This is a genomic window from Erythrobacter sp. SDW2 (genome assembly GCF_021431965.1).
Taxonomy (GTDB): domain Bacteria; phylum Pseudomonadota; class Alphaproteobacteria; order Sphingomonadales; family Sphingomonadaceae; genus Parerythrobacter.
Window position 1 is genome coordinate 1,129,937 of record NZ_CP090370.1, and the last position, 23,044, is coordinate 1,152,980.

The following is a 23,044-nucleotide window of genomic DNA, read 5'->3' on the forward strand; positions in this document are numbered from 1 at the left end:
GGTGCGCGAGGGCGTCCGGATCGAGCGGCTGCGCATCAGGGCGCAGGGGCGGCGCGCGGTGCCGCTGGTGCAGAGCACCGTCGAGGATGCCTTCCGCACCCAGCTTTCGGCTGCCGGTCCGGCGGTCCAGCGCGGTCTGCTGGTGGTCCGCAAGATCGATCTCGGCCCGATCGCCTCCCGGCGCGACCAAGCCATGGTCAACCGCAGGCTTGCGGCAATCCTGCGCGATGCGGTGCGGCAGGCCGGGCAGTTCGTTTCCACGCGGGAGCAAACGAGCGACGCGGTGCTGTTTCCAGATCCGCTTTACCCCTTTGTGCACCTTGCCCGTTGCATCGGCTCGAGCCGAGCCATTCCGCAGAGCTGGCCATGGCGCGCAGTGCTGGGCGAAGCACTGTTCGCCTCGCGCGGGAAGTTGGCGGCGGAATTGGTTTTGCGGCAGTTGGATACGGCGCAGGCGGGACCGGCAGTCAGGGCGATCTTGCGCGCGTTTGGTGCCGCATTGCCGGAGGTGGTGTCGAGTTGGTCAGCTCCGCTGTGCGCGCTCGTTATGGCCGCGATGTGCGTCGACACTGCTGATATCGGCAAGCGCCCAGTCACAGTTCGCGGGGTGTCGAAGCTCAGCCAGGATCTGTGGACCCTTGCCGACAGTGCTCCTTTCCAGTCCTTGTGGCGGCGCTTGCACCGGGAGGTCGACCTTGCGCCGCAAATCCTACCGCTCGCGGTAGCGCTGCATCTTGGGCAGGACAGTCGCCCCGTTGCGGCGAGGCGAGCGACGCTGATCGCCGCACTGCTCGAGCAGGTCTTGAGCGAGCGGGTCTGGGCGAAGGCGTCGCCACCGCCGCTCCAGAACCTGGCTGAGTTGATCGAATGCCGGTCGACGGCCTTGCGGAAGCTGCCGGCAGGATACTCGCCGGAGATGACCATCGCTCAATTGGTGCAAATGGTGGCAACCGCGTCCATCCCGACTGAAGACAGGCAATCGAGCAATGCGGCTGTTCTGCCTGAAGTCGCGCAGCGCACTGCTGCCGAGAGGCTGGAGATCGAACCCCGGCCATCGGAGTGCGGGGCAGGAGAAGCGTCTCCTGCAGGTTTTCGGCACTCTGCCTTCGAACCGACCCGCCATGCCGGCATCGCCTGTCTCGTCGCCTTGATCCAGCGCAGCTACGGCCGCTGGCTCAATCACGACGAGCATTTGCTGGCAGGCACTGGACAGCACCTGTTGGCACAGGTGGTGGGGCGGTTTGCGCTGCACCCCGAAGACCCGGTCCAGTGCTTCCTCAATGCGTTGGGAGACCAGCATCAGGGCGAGGAGGAGCCGATGCAGTTCTCTCTCGCCGAGGAAATGCTTGGCGAGATAGCAGGGCCGGTTCGGGTTGCCCTGATCGCGGGGTATCGGGGTTGGCGCATGGCGCGGTCCGAGCGCCTGGTCATCGCCTGCTGGCAGGGGCGGGCCCCGCGTGAAATCCGCAGCCTGCTGAGGGGGCGACCGCGCGTCGGGCGTGCCATTGCAGAACCATGGTCGAACGCTGCGATGCTCGCCAGTTGCGAGATGGGAATGCGCCGATACCTGCGCTTCGGCCCGCGTCTGCGAATGGCACAATTGGTTCAACGCAGTGGTGAACTCGCCCATACCGCGACGCATCTCGACATATCTTTCGATGCTTCGGTCATCGATCTGGCGGTCCGGCGCTGGGCGCTCGACCTCAGCCCCGGCTGGTGCCCATGGCTGTGGCGAGTGGTGACGATCCACTACGACTTCGGAGAAACCGATGCCGGCTGAGGCTGCTCCTGTGCCGGCCACTTCAATTCCGGCAGCTCCGTTTGCGACGATTGGGGCACCGAGCATGGTCGAGCTTGCACTCGGCCTGCTCGGTGCCGCCTTGCCGCCGGGCGGCGAGGACACTGCGGAGGCCCAGTTCCTCAAGACCGCCCGAGCGCGGATCGGCAGCAACCATGTCGCGGCCTTGGCGGCGGCAGACGCGCGTGAGGCAGGCAACCCGCTCGGCCTCGTGGCGGAGGCGCTCGATCTCTCGCCGCAGGAACGCGCCGCGCTCGGCCTGGTGCTGGCGGTGGAGAGCGATCCGATGGCGGGCCGCTGCGTCACTTACCTCCAGGCCCCTGTCGGGGGTTCGCGTCCGACGCTGGGACTGGTGGCGAGCATCACTTCGGGGCTGGTCTCCGATGGTGACATGGTTGCGCTGGCGGCGGGACAAGCCGTCCGCTCCGGGCTCCTGCGGATGGGCGAGAGCGGCCCGATCCCGGAGCGGCCGATCTGGCTTGGCGATGCCATGACCGCCTGCCTTGCCGGCGCGCAACCCCACTGGCCCGGCCTGATCGAATTTGCTCCGCCAGCGAATGCCGCCTGGCCGCAAAGCCTTGTCGCGGCCCTCGCTCCGGTCGCCCGCGGACTTGCCGAGCAGCCTGCGACCTTGCTGGTCCTGCGCAGCCTGTCGAAGGCCGACCGGCGCGAGGTCGCCGCGCGAATTGCCGCCGCAACGGGACGCACAGCCGCGCTGTTCGATCTGGACCTTGCCGAGACCGGCGGACTCGGGCCGTTTCTCGCGGCGGCCGGGCTGATGCCCGTATTCGAACTGGAAGTTGCACCTGGCGAGCATAAAACTCTTCCCGCTCTCCCCGGGTACGCGGGCCCCATACTGGCGTGCCTCGGACCGGAAGGCGGGGTCGGCGATCCCGCGCGCAGCATCACCGAATGGCGCCTGCCCCTGCCCGAGCCGGAGGAGCGCGCGGCGCTGTGGCAGGCTGGCTTCGCCGACGCCGAGCTTTGCGCGGAATTGGGGCGTGAGCATTTGCAGAGCGCCGGGCGGATCGCCGAAATCTGCCGCCATGCCCGCTCGCAGGCTCTGATCAGCGGCAAGGCCGAGCCTGACCGGGAGGCGTTGCGCGCGGCTATCTGGTGCGCCGATGGCCCCGGCCTCGGCGCGCTCGCGCAGCCGGTCCATGACGTGATTTCAGACGACAGCATGATCACTACCGCGGGATTGCGGCGCGATCTCGGCCATCTGCTCGCCCGCTGCCGTGCGCGCGAAAAGCTGACCGCCAACCTCGGCGGGGCGATGCAGGCGCGCTACAAGACCGGGGTCCGCTCGCTCTTCGCAGGGCCTTCGGGGACCGGCAAGACGCTGGCGGCGAGCTGGCTGGCCGGGCAGCTTATGCTGCCGCTCTACCGGGTCGACCTGGCGGCGGTCAGCTCGAAATACATCGGCGAAACCGAGAAGAACCTCGCCACCCTGCTGGCCAAGGCCGAGGAGCAGGATCTCGTCCTGCTGTTCGACGAGGCGGACTCGCTGTTCGGCAAACGGACCGACATTTCCGACAGCAACGACCGCTTCGCCAACGCGCAGACCAATTACCTGCTGCAGCGGATCGAGACCTTTACCGGCATCGTTCTGCTGACCTCCAACGCCAAGAACCGCTTCGACGAGGCCTTTACCCGCCGGATCGACGCGATCGTCGATTTCAACCAGCCCGAGGTCGAGGAGCGCTATGCGCTGTGGCTGGCGCATCTCGGCACGGCGCATGTCCTGACACCGTCCGACCTCGGGCGGCTGGCGGCCTTTGCCGATCTCACCGGCGGACATATCCGCAATGTCGTGCTGATGGCGGCCGTGCTGGCCCGCTCGCAATCCGGTCAGGGCGGCGGGGTGATCGGCTATGGCGAAGTGCTCGAAGGCTTGCGCTCCGAGTATCGCAAGCTCGGGCTGACTGTCCCGCCCGAATTGATCATGCGCGGGCAAGCGGCATGAGCGCGCGTCCGCACGCGCCCACGCGGCACAGGGGGCGGCGCAAGGGCAAGCGCGGGAATGCGAGCGAACAGGGGCCGTCGCGGTCGGGGATGGGCCGGGGCATGCCGCGCTATCTCGCCCGGCCCAAGCCGAGCGAGGCCGACATCTCGTCGTCATCCGAACACGAAGCGCGCAGCGGCGATGTCCGGCAAGTTAGCGAAGCGCCGGTCGCGACCCCGATGGGCCGCGCGGCCGCGAGTGCGATGCAGGCGGGTGAGGAGCGGGGGCGGACGCTGGGCGAGGGCGAGCGCGCCCCGACGGAAAAGCGCCTTGGGATGGATTTCGGAGACGTTCGGGTGACCGAAAACAGCGAATTGGTCGCTGCTTTCGGAGCCAATGCCATGACTTTTGGCAACGCGATCCACTTCGCTCCGGGTTGTCGTCTATCCGGCGAGCTGCTCGGGCACGAGCTGACCCATGTCGCTCAGCAACGCCGTTTCGGTGCCGAGGGTGCGCAGTTCGATGTCAGCATCGGCGCGGCGGGCGAGGAAACCGGGCTCGGCCTGATGGATATCTCGCTCGTCACTGCAACCCAGGGCAGCGGGGCTTCGATTTCCCACGGCATGCTGGCCGATATCGAGTTCATGCCCCACACCACGGCGCCCTATGCCAACCGCATCGGCTTCATCCAGACCGCCGATCTGGAACAGACCTCCGTGCCGGGCGACCCGGATTTCACCTGGACCGGCGCCGAGGCCAATCGCGAGCACGTCAAGAATTCCGAAGGCAGCTTCGTCGATATGCTGCACGGCAATCTGCCGGCCGATCGCAACACCGAACCCTGGTACTGGCAGGGCTTCACAGGGAATGATGCCGAGGACCCGAGTTCGCGCCATCGGTTCGGCTGGAACAGGGCCGACAACGACCAGCATTCGGCGCATCTCGGCGACTTCCCGCGGGCCAATTTCCCTGGACGATTCTCATTCGAGACGGTCGCCTACGGGCGGGACAGCCAGGTGGCCTACGGTGCGGTGCGCTGGGGTTTCGAGACCGATGGCACCACCGGAACCAGCAACGAATGGTTCGATGTGCAGGAGATCACCACCTCGGGTGGCGACGAGAGCTTCCGGTCGGAGGCTTTCGACGAGGCACTGGGCAACTTCCGCGCCTTCTACGTCCACGATCCGGTGATCGTCTATTTCGGCTACAACGAGTCCGTCGCGACCGAAAGCGAAATGGGCAAGCTGAGCGACGCGGCCAGTTACATGACCGAGAACCCGGAAGTCGACATCACGCTCACTGCTTCGGCCGACATGCAAGGGGGGGGTGGCGCAAGCAATCGCAGACTGGCGCTGGAACGGATGAATTCGGTCCACACGCAGCTGTTGTCGATGGGCGTCCCGGCCGACCGGATCCACCGCGACGAGACGGGCGCGAATGCCTCGCGGGCTCGCGGCAGCACCGATCCGACCCTGCGCGACACGGAAGGCAGCTTCCACGCCAACCGGCAGGTCACGGTGACATTCGAGAATGTGCGGAGCCTGCCGCCATGAGTGCGGCCGCGGCCCTGAAGAAGAAGCCGGCGGAAACCAGCGAGCAGGCGGGCAAGGCTGCAAGGCCGGACGCTGACCCGGTCGCCAACGTCGGCATGCCCGCCTATCTGGGCGGCATCGCGGGCGGAGGCGGCGCGCCGGCCTTCCTCCAGCGCGCTCCGCTCGACGGCAAGCCGGAGATCGAGGAAGAGGAGCCGCTACCCGACGCGACGATCCAGCGACTGCCGCAGGACCCTTTCCCTGCCGAGGATGAGGAAGAGGAGCTTCAGGACAAGGCGGGTGCCCCGGTCCAGGCCAAGCTGGAGATCAATACGCCCGGCGACAGCTTCGAGCAGGAGGCGGACCGCGTTGCCGCGGCGGTGATATCAGGGGGGCCGTCTGCGCCTGTCTCGAAAGGCAGCGCTGCACCCCCGGTCCAGCGCAAATGCGCCAGCTGTGGCGGTGACAGCGAGGACGGCGGCACTTGCCCGTCGTGCGCGGCCAAGGTCCAGCGCAAGGAAAGCGGCAGCACCACGCCCAAGCCGACCGCAAGCGTCGTTCAAGCGGTGGCCAGGCCGGGATCGGGCTCGCCAATCCCAGACAGCACCCGCGCACCCATCGAAACTGAGCTGGGCCAGGACCTCGGTCATGTCAGGGTCCACGAAGGTGGCGACGCGGCGGCAGCGGCCAGCTCCATCGGTGCCAAGGCCTTCACCCACGGCAACCACATCTGGCTCGGTCCGGGCCAGAGCAGCAGCGATACGGCGCTGATGGCGCATGAAGCCACTCATACCGTTCAGCAAGGCAGCGGTGGAGGGACCGGCCCGGCGCTGGTCCAGCGGGCGCCGGCCGACTATCGCCATCCGGAGGACGGTGCCGCCCCGCAAGCACGCATCGATGGCGAGCTCGAGTCCGAGCGCGAGGATCAGGGTGAGCGCGACGAGGACGAGCCTGTCCCCGAGATCGATCCAGCGGAAAAGCGCGCCAAGGCAGCACCGCTCGAAAGCCAGGCCAAGCCCGATACCGACCGCGCCACGCAGGAGGCACCCGGCATCGCCCAGGCGGCAGGCGAGGTCCAGGCCGAAGTCGACAGCCCGTCCGAACCGATGGTCGAAGGCCAGAGCGAAGCCCCCGACGCTTCCTCTGCCGAAGCTGCTCCCCCGCCCGCCGCCGCCGATCCGGTGGGCGAGGCCGTGGCGCAAGTCGCCAGCCTGCCCGAGCCCGAAGCCCCCGAACCCGTCGAAGCGCCGCCGATTGCCCAGCCGGTCGATGGCGACGGCAACCCGCTTCCGCCCGAGGCGCAGGCCGAAGCGATGGTGCAGGCCACTGCGGCCATGCTGCAAGTCTCCCGCGAGGCGGCCTATGGCCTGCGCCGCAAGGCCAAGCAGCAGCGCGCCAATGCCATCGTGCTGCGCGGCAATCTGGCGCTGGTCGACCAGCATGTCGCCGAAGCGGAGACGGGGCTGACCACTGCGCACGGCCATATGGAGGTCCGCCACGAAGCGCTGAGTGAAGCCGACAATGCCCATGCGACGTCCGAAGCCAAGGCGCAGACCGTGGCTGCCGAGGCACCGGGCGTGCAGGCGCAGTCCGAGGAAGCGCAGGGCGAAAGCGGCCCGATGGCCTCGGAAGCGTCGGACACGGCGGCGCAGGCCTCGGCCAACCAGTCGTCCGATCCCGATGCCGCTGCCGAGCAGCAGCAGAACAGCGGCCAGATGAATTCTGTCGCGGGCGATGCCGCCTCGATGGATCAGGCCACCACCGGGACCCAGCAGCGCGCGGTACAGTTGCAGGACGACGCAGCGCAGGCGTCCGAAAAGAACGCCGAGGCCCGCGCGACCATCGACGAGGCGCGCTCGTCGGCGGAGCAAACTGATGCCAAGCTGGTGGAGATGGACGGGCAGGCCGAGCAGGCGCGCGGCGAACTTGCTCCGCTCACCGGCACACCCGATGCCGCCGAGGCCGAAGCACAGCGGCTCGACGATGCTGCTGCCGCCGCCGACCAGCGAGTCGACACCATGGCCGCGCGGCTGCTCCAGGTGCAGGACCAGTATGTCTCCGACATGGGCCGGGTGCCAGGATCGGAAACCCTTGCCGAACAGAACCAAGGCCAGGCGCAGGGAGCCATCCAGCGCACCGAAGATCCGGCAGCGCCTGCTCCCGCCGCTGCTCCGGCAGCCGCTGCCCCGGCCTTCGCCCCGCGCGGGTACGAAGGGCGCCGCAAGGTCGAACTGCCGACCTTCTCCATGGGCCCGCCGCTGACCGAGGCGCAGCGCGCCGAACAGGCCGCTGCCGCTGCCCGTGCGGAAGAGGCCCGGCGCAACCGCATCCGTGCGATCCAGGACGGTACCTACGGCAATTTCAACGAGATGGACGGGCTCGACAAGGCCGGCCTTGCGCTCGATTTCATGATGCAGGACGCCTTCGCCAGCGCCTCCAATATCAAATGGCCTGACTTCTCGGCAGGGAGCGTCGGCACGGCGTTGCTCAACATCATCGATCCGCGCGGGCCGCTCAACGGGATCATGGGCGGGTTGTCGCGGGTCGCTTCGGGCACGCTTAACCTGTTCGATATGGACCAGTGGTCGCGCGATCCGCTCGGCAATCTGCTCAAGTCGGCGGCAGATATTGCCACCGGGATTACTGTGATCCTCGGCTCGATTGTGGCGCTGCTCGGGGTCGCGGTGGCGATCATGGCGGCGGCCATCGTGCTCAGCTGGTTCACGCTCGCGCCGGCGCTGACGCCGATCATTGCGTGGTGTACCAGCACCGGCATCACTGTCGGCGGCTGGACCATTGCCGTCGGCAAGCTGGCGCTGCTGTTCCAGGGTCTGTTGATCATCAAGAACATCGTTGATGTGATGACGGCAGAAACAGCCGAGGAACTGGTCGTCAACACCGAGCAATTGGGCAGCGATTTCAGCCAGGTGGGCGAGATCGGGATGCAGATGGGCACGGCCTATCTGGCGGCCAAGGGCGGACCCGGCATGCTCGATGATATCGCCACCAATGGCATGCGCACCGTGGCCCAGCAGGAGGTGCTTGAGGGGCTCAAAGGTGCGGCCATCGAGGTCGTCACCGGGCCTGATATCTCAGGCGTCATTGGTGTGGCGAGGATGGCCCACGGCGTCCACGCCCATGCCACAGGGGGAGGGGGTGGGAGCACACCGCGAGCGGAGGACGGCAGCGCGCCCCGGCCTGCCGATGCCGACGCCGCTCCCGCATCCCCCGCTCCCGACGCGGCCCCGCGTACGGATGCGGCGGCACCCGAAGCGCCTGTGGTCAGGGACGATGGCGGCGCGCCGCCGCCTGACACGCCGACGCCCGACGCGCCGACTCCCAATACCGATGCTCCCGCCGCTGAAGTCCGCCCGCCCGCGCCGGTCGAGGGTCCGCCGCCCGAGCCCAGCCGACCGCTGGACACGACACCGCCTGAACCTCCGCAGCCGCGCTCCGACGCGACCGGCGACAGCGACGCCAGTGCAAGGACCGATCCGGGTGAGCCGACCGCCGCGCCGACCCCTTCGCCAACGGTCGATGGCGGCGGTGCGGTCGCGCGGCCCGATACGCCCGAGCGCGTGCCGACGGCCGACGCCGAAGGTGGCCGCGCGCCGGTTGGTAGTGATCCGGCAACTCCACGCCCCGATGGCGAGAGCGGCCCTGCACCTCGGCCCGATGGCGAGGGACCTGCTACCCCCAGACCCGATGGCGAAACGGAGGGAGCGCGGCCGCAGGAAGGCTCCGACCCCGCCGCTCCGCGTCCCGACGGTGAAGACCCCGCGTCGCTGCGCGAGAGCGCGGGCAGCAAGCCGATGGAGGATATGTCCCCCGCCGAACGCCGCGCCGAGGCCGATCAGGCCAACAGCGCCCCGCGCGAAGATGTGACCGACCCGGCGCTGCGCGATGCGGGCTTCGACGACATCACCCGTCTCGACAACGACATGGCCTACATCCGCTCCGAAGAAATGGGCTCGGCCTGCCGGATCTCGAACAACACCTGCGGCCCGACGGATGGTGACGGTACCATCCCACCTGAGGGGCTGGCAGGCGACCCCAAACTCGAAGCAGAGGTCGACGCGGTGCTCGCCGGCGGCGACGGCACGACGCCCAAGACCGGCGGCGAGGATGGCCCGGAAGCCAACCCGCCGCGCGGCGACTCTGGTGAGGAAACCGCCCCGCCCAAGAACGGCACAGATGGCGAAACCGACGTCAACCCGCCACGCGACGGGGCCGAGGAAAGTGTTGTTCCGAAGCCTGAAGGCGAGGTGGAACCGGCAACGCCGAAGCCGGAGGGCGAAGTGGAGGCTTCGACACCCAAGTCGCCGGAAGATCAGGTTCGGGAGACCGCCGATGCCATCGCACGGAGGATCGACGAAGCCAAGGACACCGGGAATCAGGATGCCTTGATCGCTGAACTTGAGGCGTTGGGCTACACCGTGGTGCGCAAGGGTGGAGGCGACACCGGACCGATCGCGCGGGTCGACCGGCCACGTGGGGCAACCGAGACATTGCCGCCCGTCAATGTGCGCGGCGGCACGATTGTCGGGGTCGAGGGCACGACACCGCGCCGAATCGATGTCGATCCGGAGAACATGACGCCCTTTACCGAGCGCTATCTGAGGGAAACCGGAGGGCGCTGGGGCAACGCCGAAACGCGTCGGCAAAACTATGATATCTCGCAGGCCTTGGCCGGTGAAAACTGCACCTTCCCCGAACGCTGCGGTGGCGGTCTCGGACCCGAAGAGTTCATTCCCGGTATCGGCGATGGCTCCGCAACGTTCGTTGATATCACGGCTATCGACTCCACCGGCAGAACAGTTAGGGTTCAGACGGTCGATACGACTGATGGCAAGACACCGACTGATCGCGAGAGTGCGGCAGCAGACCGGATACGGGAAGCCTTCCCCAACGATGTGCTGATTATCGTGCCCAAGGGTGGCCGCTATCCACAGGATGCCATCAGGATCGAGCCGAAAGGAGATGAATGATGAAGGTGCATTTCTTTGCCACCCCGGCAGATATCTCCCCGGCGCTGGCGGAGTTCGAGAGCAAGCTCGATGTAAAATTTGTCGAGATGGGCGTTACAACCACCCCCAATCGCGCGATCTATCTTGAGTCGGATGAAATCCCCGAGCCGGGTCTTGCCACCCACGAGACCGCCAGCCGCTCCAAGGCCTATCTTGTTTCTCGCCGTGATACGAAGAACAACATCCGCAGCGACGCCGCCCCGGACGGTCAAAAGCGCTGGAACCTGGTCAGCGCCGACAATGAAGAGGCCGTTATCCTGAGTCTTGGCGGCCTTTGGACGACCGGCACACTCCTGCCCGGCCTGATGGACAGCATGCATGACAACCCAGTCGTCAAGGAGCTGCTGAAATCCTTCGCCGCAGCGTTGAAGAAGTCAGGCTTCAAGAAAGTGAAGCAGTGGTGGGTGGGACCGGAAGCCATGGAAATGCTCAAGGCGGGCAAGCGCCTCGCTACGACCGCCGAACAATCACCCCCTGCATACGACCTGAAACTGCCCGAAAAATGACCCCCCGCAAACCCATCCACACCCGCGACAAGGACGGGCGACACCGCATCGACCTGCGGCAACTGCCTCCGTTCCCACGCTATGCCATCGCTGTGGCGGTGGTGATCTTCGTGTTCGGTCTTGTCGTTCGCGTCGGGGGTGGGGATCGCGTCTCGTCCGAGGATGTAGCACCGTTCATCCCCTGGGTCGGAGGCGGGGTTATCCTAATCGTGGCCGTGGCAGTGGTGCTTATCCTAAAGGACCGCCGCTGACCGGCGCACGGCGCGACACACCTCTGGCATTTGTTGCAATGGCCATGACGGGGGCGATGCCCTAGGGTCCAGCCATGTTCGATCAAGCCGACGCGCTGGTGCTCGCCCGGATCCAGTTTGCCTTCACGGTAAGCTTCCACTTCATCTTCCCGGCTTTCTCGATCGGGCTGGCCAGCTTTCTGGCGGTGCTCGAGGGACTGTGGCTCAAGACCGGCAAGCAGCTCTATCTCGACCTGTTCAAATACTGGCTCAAGATCTTCGCCATCGCCTTTGCCATGGGCGTGGTGAGCGGGATCGTGATGTCCTACCAGTTCGGTACCAATTGGTCGGTGTTCTCGGACAAGGCCGGGCCGGTGATCGGGCCGTTGATGGCCTACGAGGTCCTGACCGCCTTCTTCCTCGAGGCGGGCTTTCTCGGCGTGATGCTGTTCGGGATGAACAAGGTCGGGCCCAAACTGCACTACATGGCGACCCTGATGGTGGCGGTCGGGACCTTCGTCAGCGCCTTCTGGATCCTTTCGGTCAACAGCTGGATGCAGACCCCGACCGGGTTCGAGATGGGCGCCAACGGCCAGTTCCTGCCCGGAGAGAGCTGGTGGGACATCGTTTTCAATCCCAGCTTCCCTTACCGACTGCTGCACACGGTTACCGCTGCTTACCTGACCACCGCCTTCGTGGTCGGCGCGGTCGGGGCCTGGCATCTGCTGAAGGACTGCGCCAACCCGCATGCCCGCAAGATGTTCTCCATGGCGATGTTGATGGCCGCGCTGGTCGCCCCGTTGCAGATCTTCCTTGGCGATATGCACGGTCTCAATACGCTCGAGCATCAACCGGCCAAGGTCATGGCGATGGAAGGGCATTTCCAGAGCCACCCCGACGGTGCGCCGCTGATCCTGTTGGGGATTCCCGACAGCGAGGCCAAGACCGTCAGATACGCCATCGAGATTCCAAAGGCTTCGTCGCTGATCCTCAAGCATGATCCCGACGCGCCACTGGCCGGGCTCGATACCATTCCGGATGACGAGGAACCGCCCGTCGGGATCGTGTTCTGGGCCTTCCGCATCATGGTCGGCATCGGCTTTGCGATGCTGGGCATCGGCCTGTGGAGCCTCATCGCCCGCTGGCGCGGCAAGCTCTATGACTGGCGCTGGCTGCACCGCGCCGCGATTGCGATGGGGCCGTCAGGTTTCGTGGCGGTGCTCGCAGGCTGGATCACCACCGAAGTCGGCCGCCAACCTTACGTCATCTACGGCCTGCTGCGCACCGCCGATGCGGCGAGCCCGCTCGATGCACCGGCAGTGGGCGCGTCCCTGATGGCTTTCGTGGTGGTTTACTTTGCGGTCTTCGGTGTCGGCACTTGGTATATCCTGCGTCTGATGAAGAAGCCGCCGCACTTTGGCGAGCTGGGGGTCAAGCGGACCGAGAAGGGACCTGTCCGCACGGCGGGCATCACCCCGGGGCCAACCCAGAATCCCGGCCATGATCCCGATGTCCTGCCCTCTGGCAAGAAGGAGGCGACCGATGGCAATTGATCTCACCGTCGTCTGGGCCTTCATCATCGCCTTTGCCGTGTTCGCCTATGTGGTGATGGACGGGTTCGACCTCGGCATCGGCATCCTGTTCCCGACCTTCGAGGTCGGGCCGGAGCGGGACAAGGCGATGAACTCGATCGCCCCGGTGTGGGACGGCAACGAGACCTGGCTGGTGCTCGGCGGCGGCGGCTTGTTTGCAGCGTTTCCGCTGGCCTATGCCATCATCCTGCCCGCGACCTATCCGCTGATCACTGCCATGTTGCTGGGGCTGGTATTCCGCGGGGTGGCGTTCGAGTTCCGTTGGCGTGATCCGGGCCATCGGGCGATCTGGGATTTCGCCTTTACCGCCGGATCCTTCATCGCCGCCATGGCGCAGGGAATGACGCTTGGCGCGCTGCTGCAGGGGATCGAGGTCGTGGGCCGCGCCTATGCCGGCAGCTGGTGGGACTGGCTGACGCCCTATACGCTGCTGACCGGACTTGGCACGGTGGCAGGATATGCGCTGCTCGGCAGCACCTGGCTGGTGTGGAAGCTCGAGGGCGAGGGACAGGCGCATGCCCGCAAGCTCGCCGTACGCGCCGCCATCGCCACGTTGGCGCTGCTGGGAGCGGTAAGCCTTTACACGCCGTTCCTCGAGGCCGAATATTTCGCCCGGTGGTTCACAATGCCCAGCATATTGTTCGCCAGCCAGGTGCCGCTGCTGACCGCCATCGCCAGCTATTTCCTGTTCCGCGGGCTGGCAAAGGGGCAGGACGCCATCCCGTTCCTGATGAGCCTCGCGCTATTCCTGCTCGGCATGGCCGGGCTGGGGGTCAGCATGTGGCCGCATGTCGTGCCCGACAGCGTGACCATCTGGGACGCTGCCGCGCCCTATCGCAGTCAGGTGTTCATGCTGATCGGCGTCGGGCTGACCCTGCCGCTGATCCTCGGCTACACCGCGTGGAGCTATTGGGTGTTCCGCGGCAAGGTCGGGGTGGAGGGTTATCATTGATGGAGCAAATCGAACCACAAACGCCGCTCTGGAAACGCCTCGCGTGGATGGCGGCGATCTGGGCCATGAGCGTCGTCGTGCTGGGAGCTGTCGGATATATCCTGCGGTTGTGGCTGGCACCGTGAGCGGACAGGCTCTAGGCACCTCGCATGGAGAGCTTGGGGCCTTGGCGTTTCGCGATTGATCGCGGGGGGACCTTTACCGACGTCGTAGCGGTAACCCCGCGCGGGCGGCTGGTAACGGACAAGCTGCTGTCGGAGAACCCCGGCCGGTACGATGACGCCGCCAGCGAAGCCGTCCGCCGCTTGATGGCGGCCCATGGCGCAGGGCCGATTGCGGAGCTGCGCATCGGGACCACGGTCGCCACCAATGCCCTGCTCGAACGCAAGGGCGAGCGGCTGGCGCTGGCGATCACGCAGGGCTTCGGCGATGCGCTGCGGATCGGGACTCAGGCGCGGCCCGAAATCTTCGCCCGGCATATCATCCTGCCCGAGCAACTGCCCGAAAAAGTGGTCGAAATCGCCGAGCGCGTGGCGGTCGATGGCGAAGTGCTGTTGCCGCTCGACGAAGATGCGGCGCGGGCGCAATTCGCGGCGCTGAAGAGCGATGGCTTCGATGCCGTTGCCATCGTTCTGATTCATGGCTGGCACCATTCCGCGCATGAGGCGAAATTGGGGGCCATAGCGCGTGAGTTGGGCTTCGCGCAGGTCAGCGTCAGCCATGAAGTCGCGCCGCTGATACGTCTGATCCCGCGCGGTGATACCACGGTAGTCGACGGCTATCTTTCGCCGGTGCTGGGTCGCTATGTTGCCGGACTGCAAGCGAACCTGCCGCCGCATGAGCGGCTGTTCTTCATGCAGTCCAACGGTGGGCTGGCCCATGCCGGATCGTTCCGTGGCAAGGATGCGATCCTGTCGGGTCCGGCGGGCGGGGTGGTCGGCATGGTGGCGGCGAGTGCGCCGCTCGGTTTCAACAAGCTGATCGGCTTCGACATGGGCGGGACCAGCACCGATGTCGCACATTATGCCGGCGAATACGAGCTGACCGGTGACAGCATTGTCGCAGGAGTCCGCGTCGCCGCGCCGATGATGCAAATCCACACCGTGGCGGCGGGCGGCGGTTCGATCTGCCGCTTCGACGGCACCCGCTTCCGCGTCGGGCCGGAGAGCGCCGGGGCCGATCCGGGGCCGGCCTGCTATCGCAAGGGTGGGCCGCTGACGGTGACGGACTGCAATCTGTTCCTGGGGCGGATCGACCCGGCGCTGTTCCCGGCGGTGTTCGGGCCCGGCGGTGACGAGCGGCTCGATCCGGCGGCATCGCGGGCAAGGCTCGAAGCGGTCGCAGACTCGCTGCCCAACACCATGACTCTGGAACAGATTGCCGAAGGCTTCCTCGCCATCGCGGTCGACAACATGGCCAACGCCATCCGCAAGATCAGCGTCGCGCGCGGGCATGACGTGACGCGATATGCACTGGCCTGCTTTGGCGGGGCTGGGGGGCAGCACGCTTGCCGCGTCGCCGATGCGCTGGGGATGTCGACCGTGCTGGTGCACCCGCTGGCGGGCATGCTCAGTGCCTATGGCATCGGCATCGCCCCGGTGAAGGCGATCCGCGAACAGAGCGTGGTGCAGCCTTTGGGAGCGGACTACTCTGCAGTGCTCGAAGCGCTGGAGGCGCAGGTCCATGCCGCCATGGCGGAACACGGGCTTGACGCCGCGCAGGTCGATCTCGCCCGCCGCGCCCGGTTGCGGCTTGCCGGCAGTGACAGCACGCTGACGCTCGACCTCGATGACGATACCGCGCTTGCGGAGCAGTTCCGCGCCGAGCACCGCCGCCGCTTCGGCTATTCCGATGCCGAGGGGCAGATCATCGTCGAGGCCCTGAGTGTCGAGGCAAGCGGCTTGCCGGGCGCGTTCGATGCCGATGCGCTGGTGCTGGACGAAGGGAGTGTCGCGGCTTCGGGCGAGTGGCCGGTGTTCCAGCGCGGCCAGATCGGCGAGCCGGTCCCTGGACCCGCTCTGGTAGTCGATCCCGGTTCCACCACCGTCATCGAACCGGGCTGGTCGGCGTCACGTGCAAGGGACAACAGCCTGGTTCTCATTCGCACCACGCCGCTCGAGCGTGCCCATGCCGATGGCACGGCGGTCGATCCCGTCCGGCTTGAGATCTTCAACAATCTGTTCATGGCGATTGCCGAAGAGATGGGCGTGGTGCTGCAATCGACAGCCACGTCGGTGAACATCAAGGAGCGGCTCGATTTCTCCTGCGCGCTGTTCGATGCCGGGGGCGCGCTGATCGCCAATGCGCCGCATATCCCGGTGCACCTCGGCAGCATGGCCGACAGTATCCGGCGTATCCTGGAGGCACGAGGCGATGGAGCGGACGGGCGCGGGATCCGGCGCGGCGATGCTTATGTCCTCAATGATCCCTATCGCGGCGGGACGCATTTGCCCGATATTACCGTGATCGTGCCGGTGTTCTATTCTGACGTACGCGAAGCGCCCGACGCCTTCGTCGCGGCCCGCGGGCACCATGCCGATATCGGCGGGATCGCTCCAGGCTCGATGCCGCCCGAAAGCGCGACCATCGAGGAGGAGGGCGTGCTGCTCGACAATCTGCTGATGGTCGATGAAGGCACTTTCCGCGAGGCTGAAATCCGCTCCGCACTGGCGTCAGGCCCATGGCCCACGCGCAAGCCCGACCGCAACCTGTCCGACCTGCGGGCGCAAGTCGCGGCCTGCACGCGCGGTGCGGAACTCCTGACCGGGGCCGCGCGCGACAATGGCGGGGACGTTATCGCCGCCTACATGCGCCACGTCCTTGCCAATGCCGAGGAGAGCGTACGCCGACTGCTTGACCGGCTCGAGGACGGGGAGTTCACCTGCGCGATGGACAATGGCGCGCAGGTGACGGTCGGCATCCGCATCGACCGCGGGAGCCGCTCCGCCGTGTTCGACTTCACCGGCACCAGCGCGCAGCAACCCAACAATTTCAACGCCCCGCGCTCCATCGCCCGCGCGGCCTCGCTCTACGTGCTGCGTACGCTGATCGACGATGCGATCCCGATGAACGACGGCTGCCTGCGCCCGGTCGAACTGGTGGTGCCTGAGGGCTCGATGCTTAATCCGGCGCCGCCTGCGGCGGTCGTGGCGGGCAATGTCGAGACCAGCCAGGTCATCACCGATGCGCTGTTCGCCGCCACCGGCAAGCTCGCGCCGAGCCAGGGGACGATGAACAACTTTACCTTCGGAAATGCGGCGCACCAGTATTACGAGACGATTTGCGGCGGCTCTGGCGCGGGGCCGGACCATGACGGGACCAGCGCGGTGCAGACGCATATGACCAACAGCCGCCTGACCGATCCCGAGATATTGGAGACTCGCCTGCCGGTTCGGCTCGACAAGTTCGCCATAAGGCGCGGGTCGGGCGGCGAGGGCAGGCATTGCGGCGGCGACGGGGTCGAGCGGCGGATCACCTTCCTTGAACCGATGCGCGCCAACATTCTCGCCAACCGCCGCGCCATCGCGCCGAGCGGGCTGGCAGGCGGCGGCGACGCGCTGCCGGGCCGCAACTGGGTCGAGCGGGTCGATGGCACTATCGAGGAATTGAGTGCCACCGCCTCGGCGCAGATGCAGCCGGGCGACGCGTTCGTGGTCCTGACGCCGGGTGGCGGCGGATTTGGAATTCCTCCCCAGAATGGGGAGGGGGACCATTCGAAGAACGGTGGAGGGGCGGATAATGCGTGAATGCACGCATAGTGCCGGGTGGATGGCGGCTCGCCCCTCCACCCCGAGCCTGCGGCTCGCGGTCCCCCTCCCCGGTTCGGGGAGGAAAGCATGAACTACTGGCCGCTGGCGGGGATCGCCATTGTCGTGGTCGGCTTTGCCTTGCGGTTCAATCCGCTGCTGGTGGTGGTCAGCGCCGCTGTGGCGACCGGCCTGCTCGCCGGTCTCGATATCGTCGCGGTGGTCGAAGCGCTGGGCAAGGCGTTCAACGACAACCGCTACATCTCCGTCACCTGGATCATCCTGCCGGTGATCGGGCTGCTGGAGCGATACGGCTTGCAGCAACGTGCACGGGCGGTGATCGAGACCATGCGCGGGGCGACCATGGGGCGGCTGCTGGTGGCCTATCTGGCCTTTCGCCAGATTACGGCTGCCATCGGCATGAAGGATATCGGCGGTCACCCGCAGGCGGTCCGCCCGCTGGTCGCGCCAATGGCCGAAGCCGCGGCGGAAAAGACCCACGGCACGCTGCCCGAGGACGAGCGCCAGAAAGTGCTCGCCATGGCCGCGGCGACCGACAATGTCGGGCTGTTCTTCGGCGAGGATATCTTCTTCGCCATAGCCTCGATCCTGCTGATCCAGGGCGTGTTCGAAAGCGCGGGCTATCCGCTCACCCCGCTGCAGCTGTCGGTCTGGGCTATCCCGACCGCGATCTGTGCCTTCCTGATCCACGGCTGGCGCATCACCGCGATGGACCGCCGATTGGGGAGAATTCCTCCCCTGACCGGGGAGGGGGACCATGCAAAGCATGGTGGAGGGGCGGCAGATCTCGCAAGGCCTCTCCACCCCTCGCTGCGCGAGCGGTCCCCCTCTCCCAAGGGAGAGGAATGATGATCACCTACGAATGGCTCTATATCCTCGCCGGGATGTTCTTCGCTGCTTGGTCACTGCTGAGCCTGCGGGACAAACGCTGGGGCAACGCCGCCTTCTGGGGCGTGCTGGCGGCGAGTTTTTTCCTCGGCAGCCATATCGGTGATTTCGCCAATGGGGTGCTGGTGCTTGCCTTGGTCGGCATTGCCGGGTTCGGTGGGCTGAGGCGGAGCGATCCGCAGACGACGACGGCGGAGGAGCGCTTCAACTTCTCGGCGTTGCTCGGTAACAGGCTGTTCCTGCCCGCGCTGATCGTGCCAATCACGGCGGTCGCGGGCACGCTGCTCTATAACTACACTCCGCTCAAGGAAACGGGTCTGTTCGAGGAGCGGCGTGAAACGCTGCTGCTCTTCGCCGTCGGCGTGCTGCTGGCCCTGGCCTATGCCTGTGCATGGCTCAGGCCGCCCGCGCTCGCGCCGATGCAGGAAGGACGGCGGCTGCTCGATTCCATCGGCTGGGCCGCGATCCTGCCGCAGATGCTGGCGGCGCTCGGCGCGGTCTTTGCATTGGCCGGCGTCGGTGACGTGATCGGCGCGCTGGCAGGGAACATCATCCCGCAAGGCAATGTGCTGGTGGCGGTGGTGGTTTATGCGCTGGGCATGGCGCTCTTCACCATCATCATGGGCAACGCCTTTGCCGCGTTCCCGGTGATGGCGGCCGCGATCGGCATCCCGCTGCTGGTCGAGGGCTATGGCGGCAACCCGGCGGTGATCGGGGCAGTGGGCATGCTGGCGGGTTTCTGCGGCACGCTGATGACCCCGATGGCGGCGAACTTCAACATCGTCCCCGCCGCCTTGCTGGAGCTCAAGGATCAGAACGGGGTGATCCGCCAGCAGATCGGTACCGCAGTGCCGTTGTGGGTCTGCAACGTCGCGATCATCTATGTCGGGGCGTTCCTGCTGTGGAATTGACGGAAGAGATCGCAGGCAACTTCGCCCGGATCGCGCTGGGGCATGTCGCGCGGCCGTACCCGTACAAGGATGACCACGTCTTCGAGAGCGAGCAGGATGTCCGCGCCCCGCGCGCAGCACATCCGGTATTCTTCGGCAGCTTCGACTGGCACAGCTGCGTCCACGGCTGGTGGACCCTGCTGACGCTACGGCGGCTCTTTCCGGATATGCCCGAAGCGGCACAGATCGAGCAGCTGGCAGAGGCGACCTTCACGGAAGAGAAGCTGGCAGTCGAACTGGCCTATCTCGACCGGCCGACCTCGCGCGGGTTCGAGCGGCCCTATGGCTGGGGCTGGCTGCTCTATCTCCAACTCGAAGCAGAACGGCACGGCGACCGGCAATGGGGCGAGCGGCTGGCTCCGCTGGCGCAAGCCTTCGCCGCACGGCTCGGCGATTATCTGCGCGTGCTGACCTATCCGATCACCGTCGGCACGCACTTCAACACCGCCTTCGCGCTGACATTGGCGCGGGCGTGGGCCGAAGCGCATGATGCCCGGCTGCTCGCCACCATCGACCATTGGGCGCTCACCGCCTTTGCGGGCCGCAGCGACTATCGCGGGTGGGAGCCGGGCGGTGATGAGTTCCTCTCGCCCGTCCTCAGCGTGGCGATGCTGATGGGCCGGGTCATGCCGCAGCTGCAATTCGCGCCGTGGTTCGAAGCGCTGGTGCTCGCCAATAGCTGGGTCGAGCGTGAGTGCCGCCCGGTCACCGTGTCCGATCGCAGCGACGGCAAGATTGCCCATCTCGACGGGCTCAACCTCAGCCGCGCCTGGTGCCTGCGCGGCGCTGCCCATGCGCTGGGCGAACATCCGGCCCTGCCGCTGATCGAAGCGCGCGCCACCGAGCATCTCGACGCCGCCATGCCGCATGTGGCGGGTGACTATATGGGCGAACACTGGCTCGCCAGCTTCGCACTTCTGGCCTTGCTGTCCGCGCTGCCGGGTGACACAGTTGCCGAATAAAACCTGTCGGAGAGGGCAGCCATGAACATCGATTTCGCGCCCGAGCTGGAGGCCTTCCGCGCCGAAGTGGCGGAATTCTTCGCCACCGCGCCGACGCCCGCCATCCGCGAGGCCGGGCGCAAGACTACCAGTGTCTTCGCGCCGTTCGACCAGTGCATGGAATGGCACCGGATTCTCTATCGCAAGGGCTGGGCCGCGCCGCACTGGCCGGTCGAATATGGCGGTACCGGCTGGAGCGTGGAGCAGCGTTTCATCTTCGCCGAGGAATATCGCAAGGCCGACCTGCCGCCGCTGCTGCCGCAGGGCCTCGGCATGGTCGGGCCGTTGCTGATCGATCTCGGCACGCAGGAACAGCGTGATCGCTACCTGCCCGGTATCCTCAAGGGCGAGGATTTCTGGGCGCAGGGTTACTCCGAACCCAATGCCGGGTCGGACCTCGCGTCGCTCAGCTGCCGGGCCGAGCGCGACGGGGACGACTACATCATCAACGGCTCCAAGATCTGGACCACTTATGCCCACCACGCCAATCGCATGTTCATGCTGGTGCGCACCAGCAACGAGGGCAAGAAGCAGCAAGGCATCACTTTCCTGCTGCTCGACCGGTCCGACTATCCGGGCATGGAAATTCGCCCGATTATCGGCCTCGACGGTTTCCCGGAGCAGTGCGAGGTGTTCTTCACCGACTGCCGCGTGCCGCAATCGGGCCGGGTCGGCGAGGAGAACGACGGCTGGAGCGTCGCCAAGCACCTGCTCAAGCACGAGCGCGGCGGCGGTTCGGCGGCGAGCCCGACGCTGATGCGCTATCTCGAACGGGCGCGGCAGGCGGCAGCGGAAACGCCATCGCCGTTCGGCGGGACTATGGCCGAGGACCCGGTGTTCCAGCGCGACTTGGGCGAGCTTGAGGCGGACGTTGCCTCGATGGCGCATTTCGAGAAGCTGGCGATCAGCGGCCATGAGATCGCCCGCGACCCGGCGTTCCCGTCGATGAACAAGACGATGAATTCGGAGCTGGTCCAGCGTGCTTCGGTGCTGATGACAAGAGTCTCAGGGCTCGACGGGATGGCGCGGCAGCTTGAAGCGCTGCGGGTCGGCTCGAATATCGCGCCGCTAGGAAGCGAAATCGACCTGATCTCCATGCCGCTTTACCTCAACAGCCGCGCGACGACGATCTACGCGGGCGCAAACGAGGTCCAGCGCGACCTGATCTCGCGCACCGTGGTTGGGGGCTGAGGCGATGGATTTCGGCTTTACCGACGAACAGCAGATGCTCCGCGATGGTGTCGCCCGCTATCTGGAGAAGGAATACCACTTCGACGCCCGGCAGAAAATCGTGCGCGGTGAAGCGCCATGGTCGGCCGAGGCCTGGGCGCAGTATGCCGAATTCGGCCTGCTGGCATTGCCCATTTCCGAGGACGCAGGCGGGCTTGGCGGTTCGATCAGCGACTGCGTGGCGGTGGCCGAACTGTTCGGCAAGCATCTGGTGGTCGAACCTTATCTCGGCAGCGTGATGCTGGCAGGCGCGGCGCTGGCGGTGGGCAACTCCGGTAACGAATGGCTCGACAGGATCATGGCGGGCGAGGCTGTTGCGGCTTTTGCGTTCGAGGAGGGCAAGGGCACGCCTTCGCTGGATCACGTCACCATGGTCGCGACAGCACAAGGCGATGGTTTCGCCATAACGGGCGAGAAGCGGTTGGTGCTGGCAGGCAAGCAGGCTGACGTTCTGGTTGTTGCCGCACGCAAGGGCGAAGGTGGGCCGGTTGGTCTGTTTTTCGTGCAATCGGATGGCGTCGAGGCGCAGGACTTCACCACCATTGACGGGTACAGTGCGGCGCACCTCGCCTTCGAGAACGCCGCTGCCACCCTGCTGACCGAAGACCGCGCCATGATCGACCGCATCATGACCCACGCGATCATCGTCCAATGCGCCGAAGCGGTCGGGGCGATGGAGGCGCTGCTGGCGATCACCGCCGACTATGCCATGACCCGCAAGCAGTTCGGCACGCCTATTGCCGCGTTCCAGGTCGTGGCGCATCGCCTCGCCGACATGAAGATCGCCTGCACCAAGGCGCGCGCGACGCTGCTCTACACCACGGCGCTGGCGGAGGCAGGGCAGGTCGGACCGCGCGAACTGGCGACACTCAAGGGTCAGACCGGCAAGCTTGGCCGCATGGTCGGTGAGGCGGCGATCCAGACCCATGGCGGGGTCGGCATGACCGACGAACTCAGCGTCAGCCATTATCACAAGCGGCTGCTGGCGCTCGATGCCCGGTTCGGCAGCCACGAATACCACCTGCGCACGCTGGGGGCGCGCTGAGCCGGTGCGGCTGCTCGGCGCGATCCTCGCCGGCGGGCAGTCGCGGCGGTTCGGCAGCGACAAGGCGCTGGCGCTGGTGGATGGCGAGCGGTTGATCGACCGGGTGGCGACGGCGCTGGCTGAGCAATGCGAAGCAGTCGTCGTCTGCGGTCGCGAGGAAGCAGACTTTGCTTGTCTTGACGACATGCCGGAGCAGGGACTTGGTCCGCTCGGCGGCCTGAACGCGGCGCTGCACCACGCCCTTACGGCCGGTTACGACGCGGTGCTCAGCAGCGGTTGCGATGTCCCCAACCTCCCTGCGGACCTGGCGCAGCAATTGGCCGGAGACGGCGCAGCCCATGCTTCCGAGCAGCCCGTCGTCGGGCTCTGGCCGGTCGCGCTGGCCCCGCAGTGCAACGCGTTCCTGCAATCGGGCGGACGCTCGCTCTACGGCTTCGGCGAGCATGTCGGGGCGCGGCTGGTGGCGGTCAGCCCGCCCTTGCGCAACGTCAATGCACCTGAGGATCTCGGTCTGCCGGAGATTCAGTAGCAATCGAAAACTTGGGGGCGACAAACCCCGCCGCGCCCTGCTATCCCGCGAC

Annotated in this window: 16 protein-coding genes; all 16 read left to right on the forward strand. The window is 66.5% G+C overall.

Going from position 1 to position 23,044, the window contains the following annotated elements; all coding sequences use genetic code 11:
• The first annotated feature begins 1 nt into the window (after position 1).
• The 16 genes from LY632_RS05470 to LY632_RS05545 all read left to right on the forward strand — a co-directional run bounded on the left by LY632_RS05470 (position 2) and on the right by LY632_RS05545 (position 22,992).
• Positions 2-1,780 (forward strand): hypothetical protein, encoded by a 1,779-nt coding sequence (locus LY632_RS05470; protein ID WP_234092796.1) that lies wholly within the window; start codon positions 2-4, stop codon positions 1,778-1,780.
• 64 nt (positions 1,781-1,844) lie between these two features.
• Entirely contained in the window at positions 1,845-3,764 is a 1,920-nt protein-coding gene (locus LY632_RS05475) for an ATP-binding protein (protein ID WP_234092797.1), read from the forward strand.
• Positions 3,761-5,296, forward strand: coding sequence for a DUF4157 domain-containing protein (locus LY632_RS05480; RefSeq protein ID WP_234092798.1), 1,536 nt, complete (start codon positions 3,761-3,763; stop codon positions 5,294-5,296). The genes LY632_RS05475 and LY632_RS05480 overlap by 4 nt, the downstream gene beginning before the upstream one ends.
• On the forward strand, positions 5,293-10,263 hold the full coding sequence (locus LY632_RS05485) for a DUF4157 domain-containing protein (protein WP_234092799.1): 4,971 nt from the start codon (positions 5,293-5,295) through the stop codon (positions 10,261-10,263). The genes LY632_RS05480 and LY632_RS05485 overlap by 4 nt, the downstream gene beginning before the upstream one ends.
• Positions 10,260-10,808 (forward strand): hypothetical protein, encoded by a 549-nt coding sequence (locus tag LY632_RS05490; protein WP_234092800.1) that lies wholly within the window; start codon positions 10,260-10,262, stop codon positions 10,806-10,808. The genes LY632_RS05485 and LY632_RS05490 overlap by 4 nt, the downstream gene beginning before the upstream one ends.
• Positions 10,805-11,059, forward strand: coding sequence for a hypothetical protein (locus LY632_RS05495; protein WP_234092801.1), 255 nt, complete (start codon positions 10,805-10,807; stop codon positions 11,057-11,059). The genes LY632_RS05490 and LY632_RS05495 overlap by 4 nt, the downstream gene beginning before the upstream one ends.
• Before the next feature lie 74 nt (positions 11,060-11,133).
• Positions 11,134-12,591, forward strand: a complete 1,458-nt coding sequence (locus LY632_RS05500) for a cytochrome ubiquinol oxidase subunit I (RefSeq protein WP_234092802.1) — start codon at positions 11,134-11,136, stop codon at positions 12,589-12,591.
• Positions 12,581-13,582: a cytochrome d ubiquinol oxidase subunit II gene (gene cydB / locus LY632_RS05505; protein ID WP_234092803.1), complete on the forward strand. Its 1,002-nt coding sequence runs from the start codon at positions 12,581-12,583 to the stop codon at positions 13,580-13,582. The genes LY632_RS05500 and cydB overlap by 11 nt, the downstream gene beginning before the upstream one ends.
• Positions 13,582-13,707 (forward strand): DUF2474 domain-containing protein, encoded by a 126-nt coding sequence (locus LY632_RS05510; protein ID WP_234092804.1) that lies wholly within the window; start codon positions 13,582-13,584, stop codon positions 13,705-13,707. Before cydB ends, LY632_RS05510 begins: the two co-directional genes overlap by 1 nt.
• 24 nt (positions 13,708-13,731) lie before the next feature.
• The gene (locus LY632_RS05515) at positions 13,732-17,328 is read left to right on the forward strand and encodes a hydantoinase B/oxoprolinase family protein (RefSeq protein WP_234092805.1); all 3,597 of its coding nucleotides are present in this window, start codon (positions 13,732-13,734) and stop codon (positions 17,326-17,328) included.
• 90 nt (positions 17,329-17,418) lie between these two features.
• Entirely contained in the window at positions 17,419-18,198 is a 780-nt protein-coding gene (locus LY632_RS05520; RefSeq protein WP_234092806.1) for a DUF969 domain-containing protein, read from the forward strand.
• Entirely contained in the window at positions 18,198-19,148 is a 951-nt protein-coding gene (locus tag LY632_RS05525; protein WP_234093146.1) for a DUF979 domain-containing protein, read from the forward strand. The genes LY632_RS05520 and LY632_RS05525 overlap by 1 nt, the downstream gene beginning before the upstream one ends.
• Positions 19,139-20,149: a DUF2891 domain-containing protein gene (locus LY632_RS05530; protein ID WP_234092807.1), complete on the forward strand. Its 1,011-nt coding sequence runs from the start codon at positions 19,139-19,141 to the stop codon at positions 20,147-20,149. The genes LY632_RS05525 and LY632_RS05530 overlap by 10 nt, the downstream gene beginning before the upstream one ends.
• Positions 20,150-20,170: 21 nt before the next feature.
• Complete coding sequence (locus LY632_RS05535) at positions 20,171-21,379, forward strand: acyl-CoA dehydrogenase family protein (protein ID WP_234092808.1); 1,209 nt, start codon at positions 20,171-20,173, stop codon at positions 21,377-21,379.
• A gap of 4 nt (positions 21,380-21,383) precedes the next feature.
• Entirely contained in the window at positions 21,384-22,463 is a 1,080-nt protein-coding gene (locus LY632_RS05540; protein ID WP_234092809.1) for an acyl-CoA dehydrogenase family protein, read from the forward strand.
• 4 nt (positions 22,464-22,467) lie between these two features.
• Entirely contained in the window at positions 22,468-22,992 is a 525-nt protein-coding gene (locus tag LY632_RS05545; protein WP_234092810.1) for a molybdenum cofactor guanylyltransferase, read from the forward strand.
• The last annotated feature ends 52 nt before the right edge of the window (positions 22,993-23,044 follow it).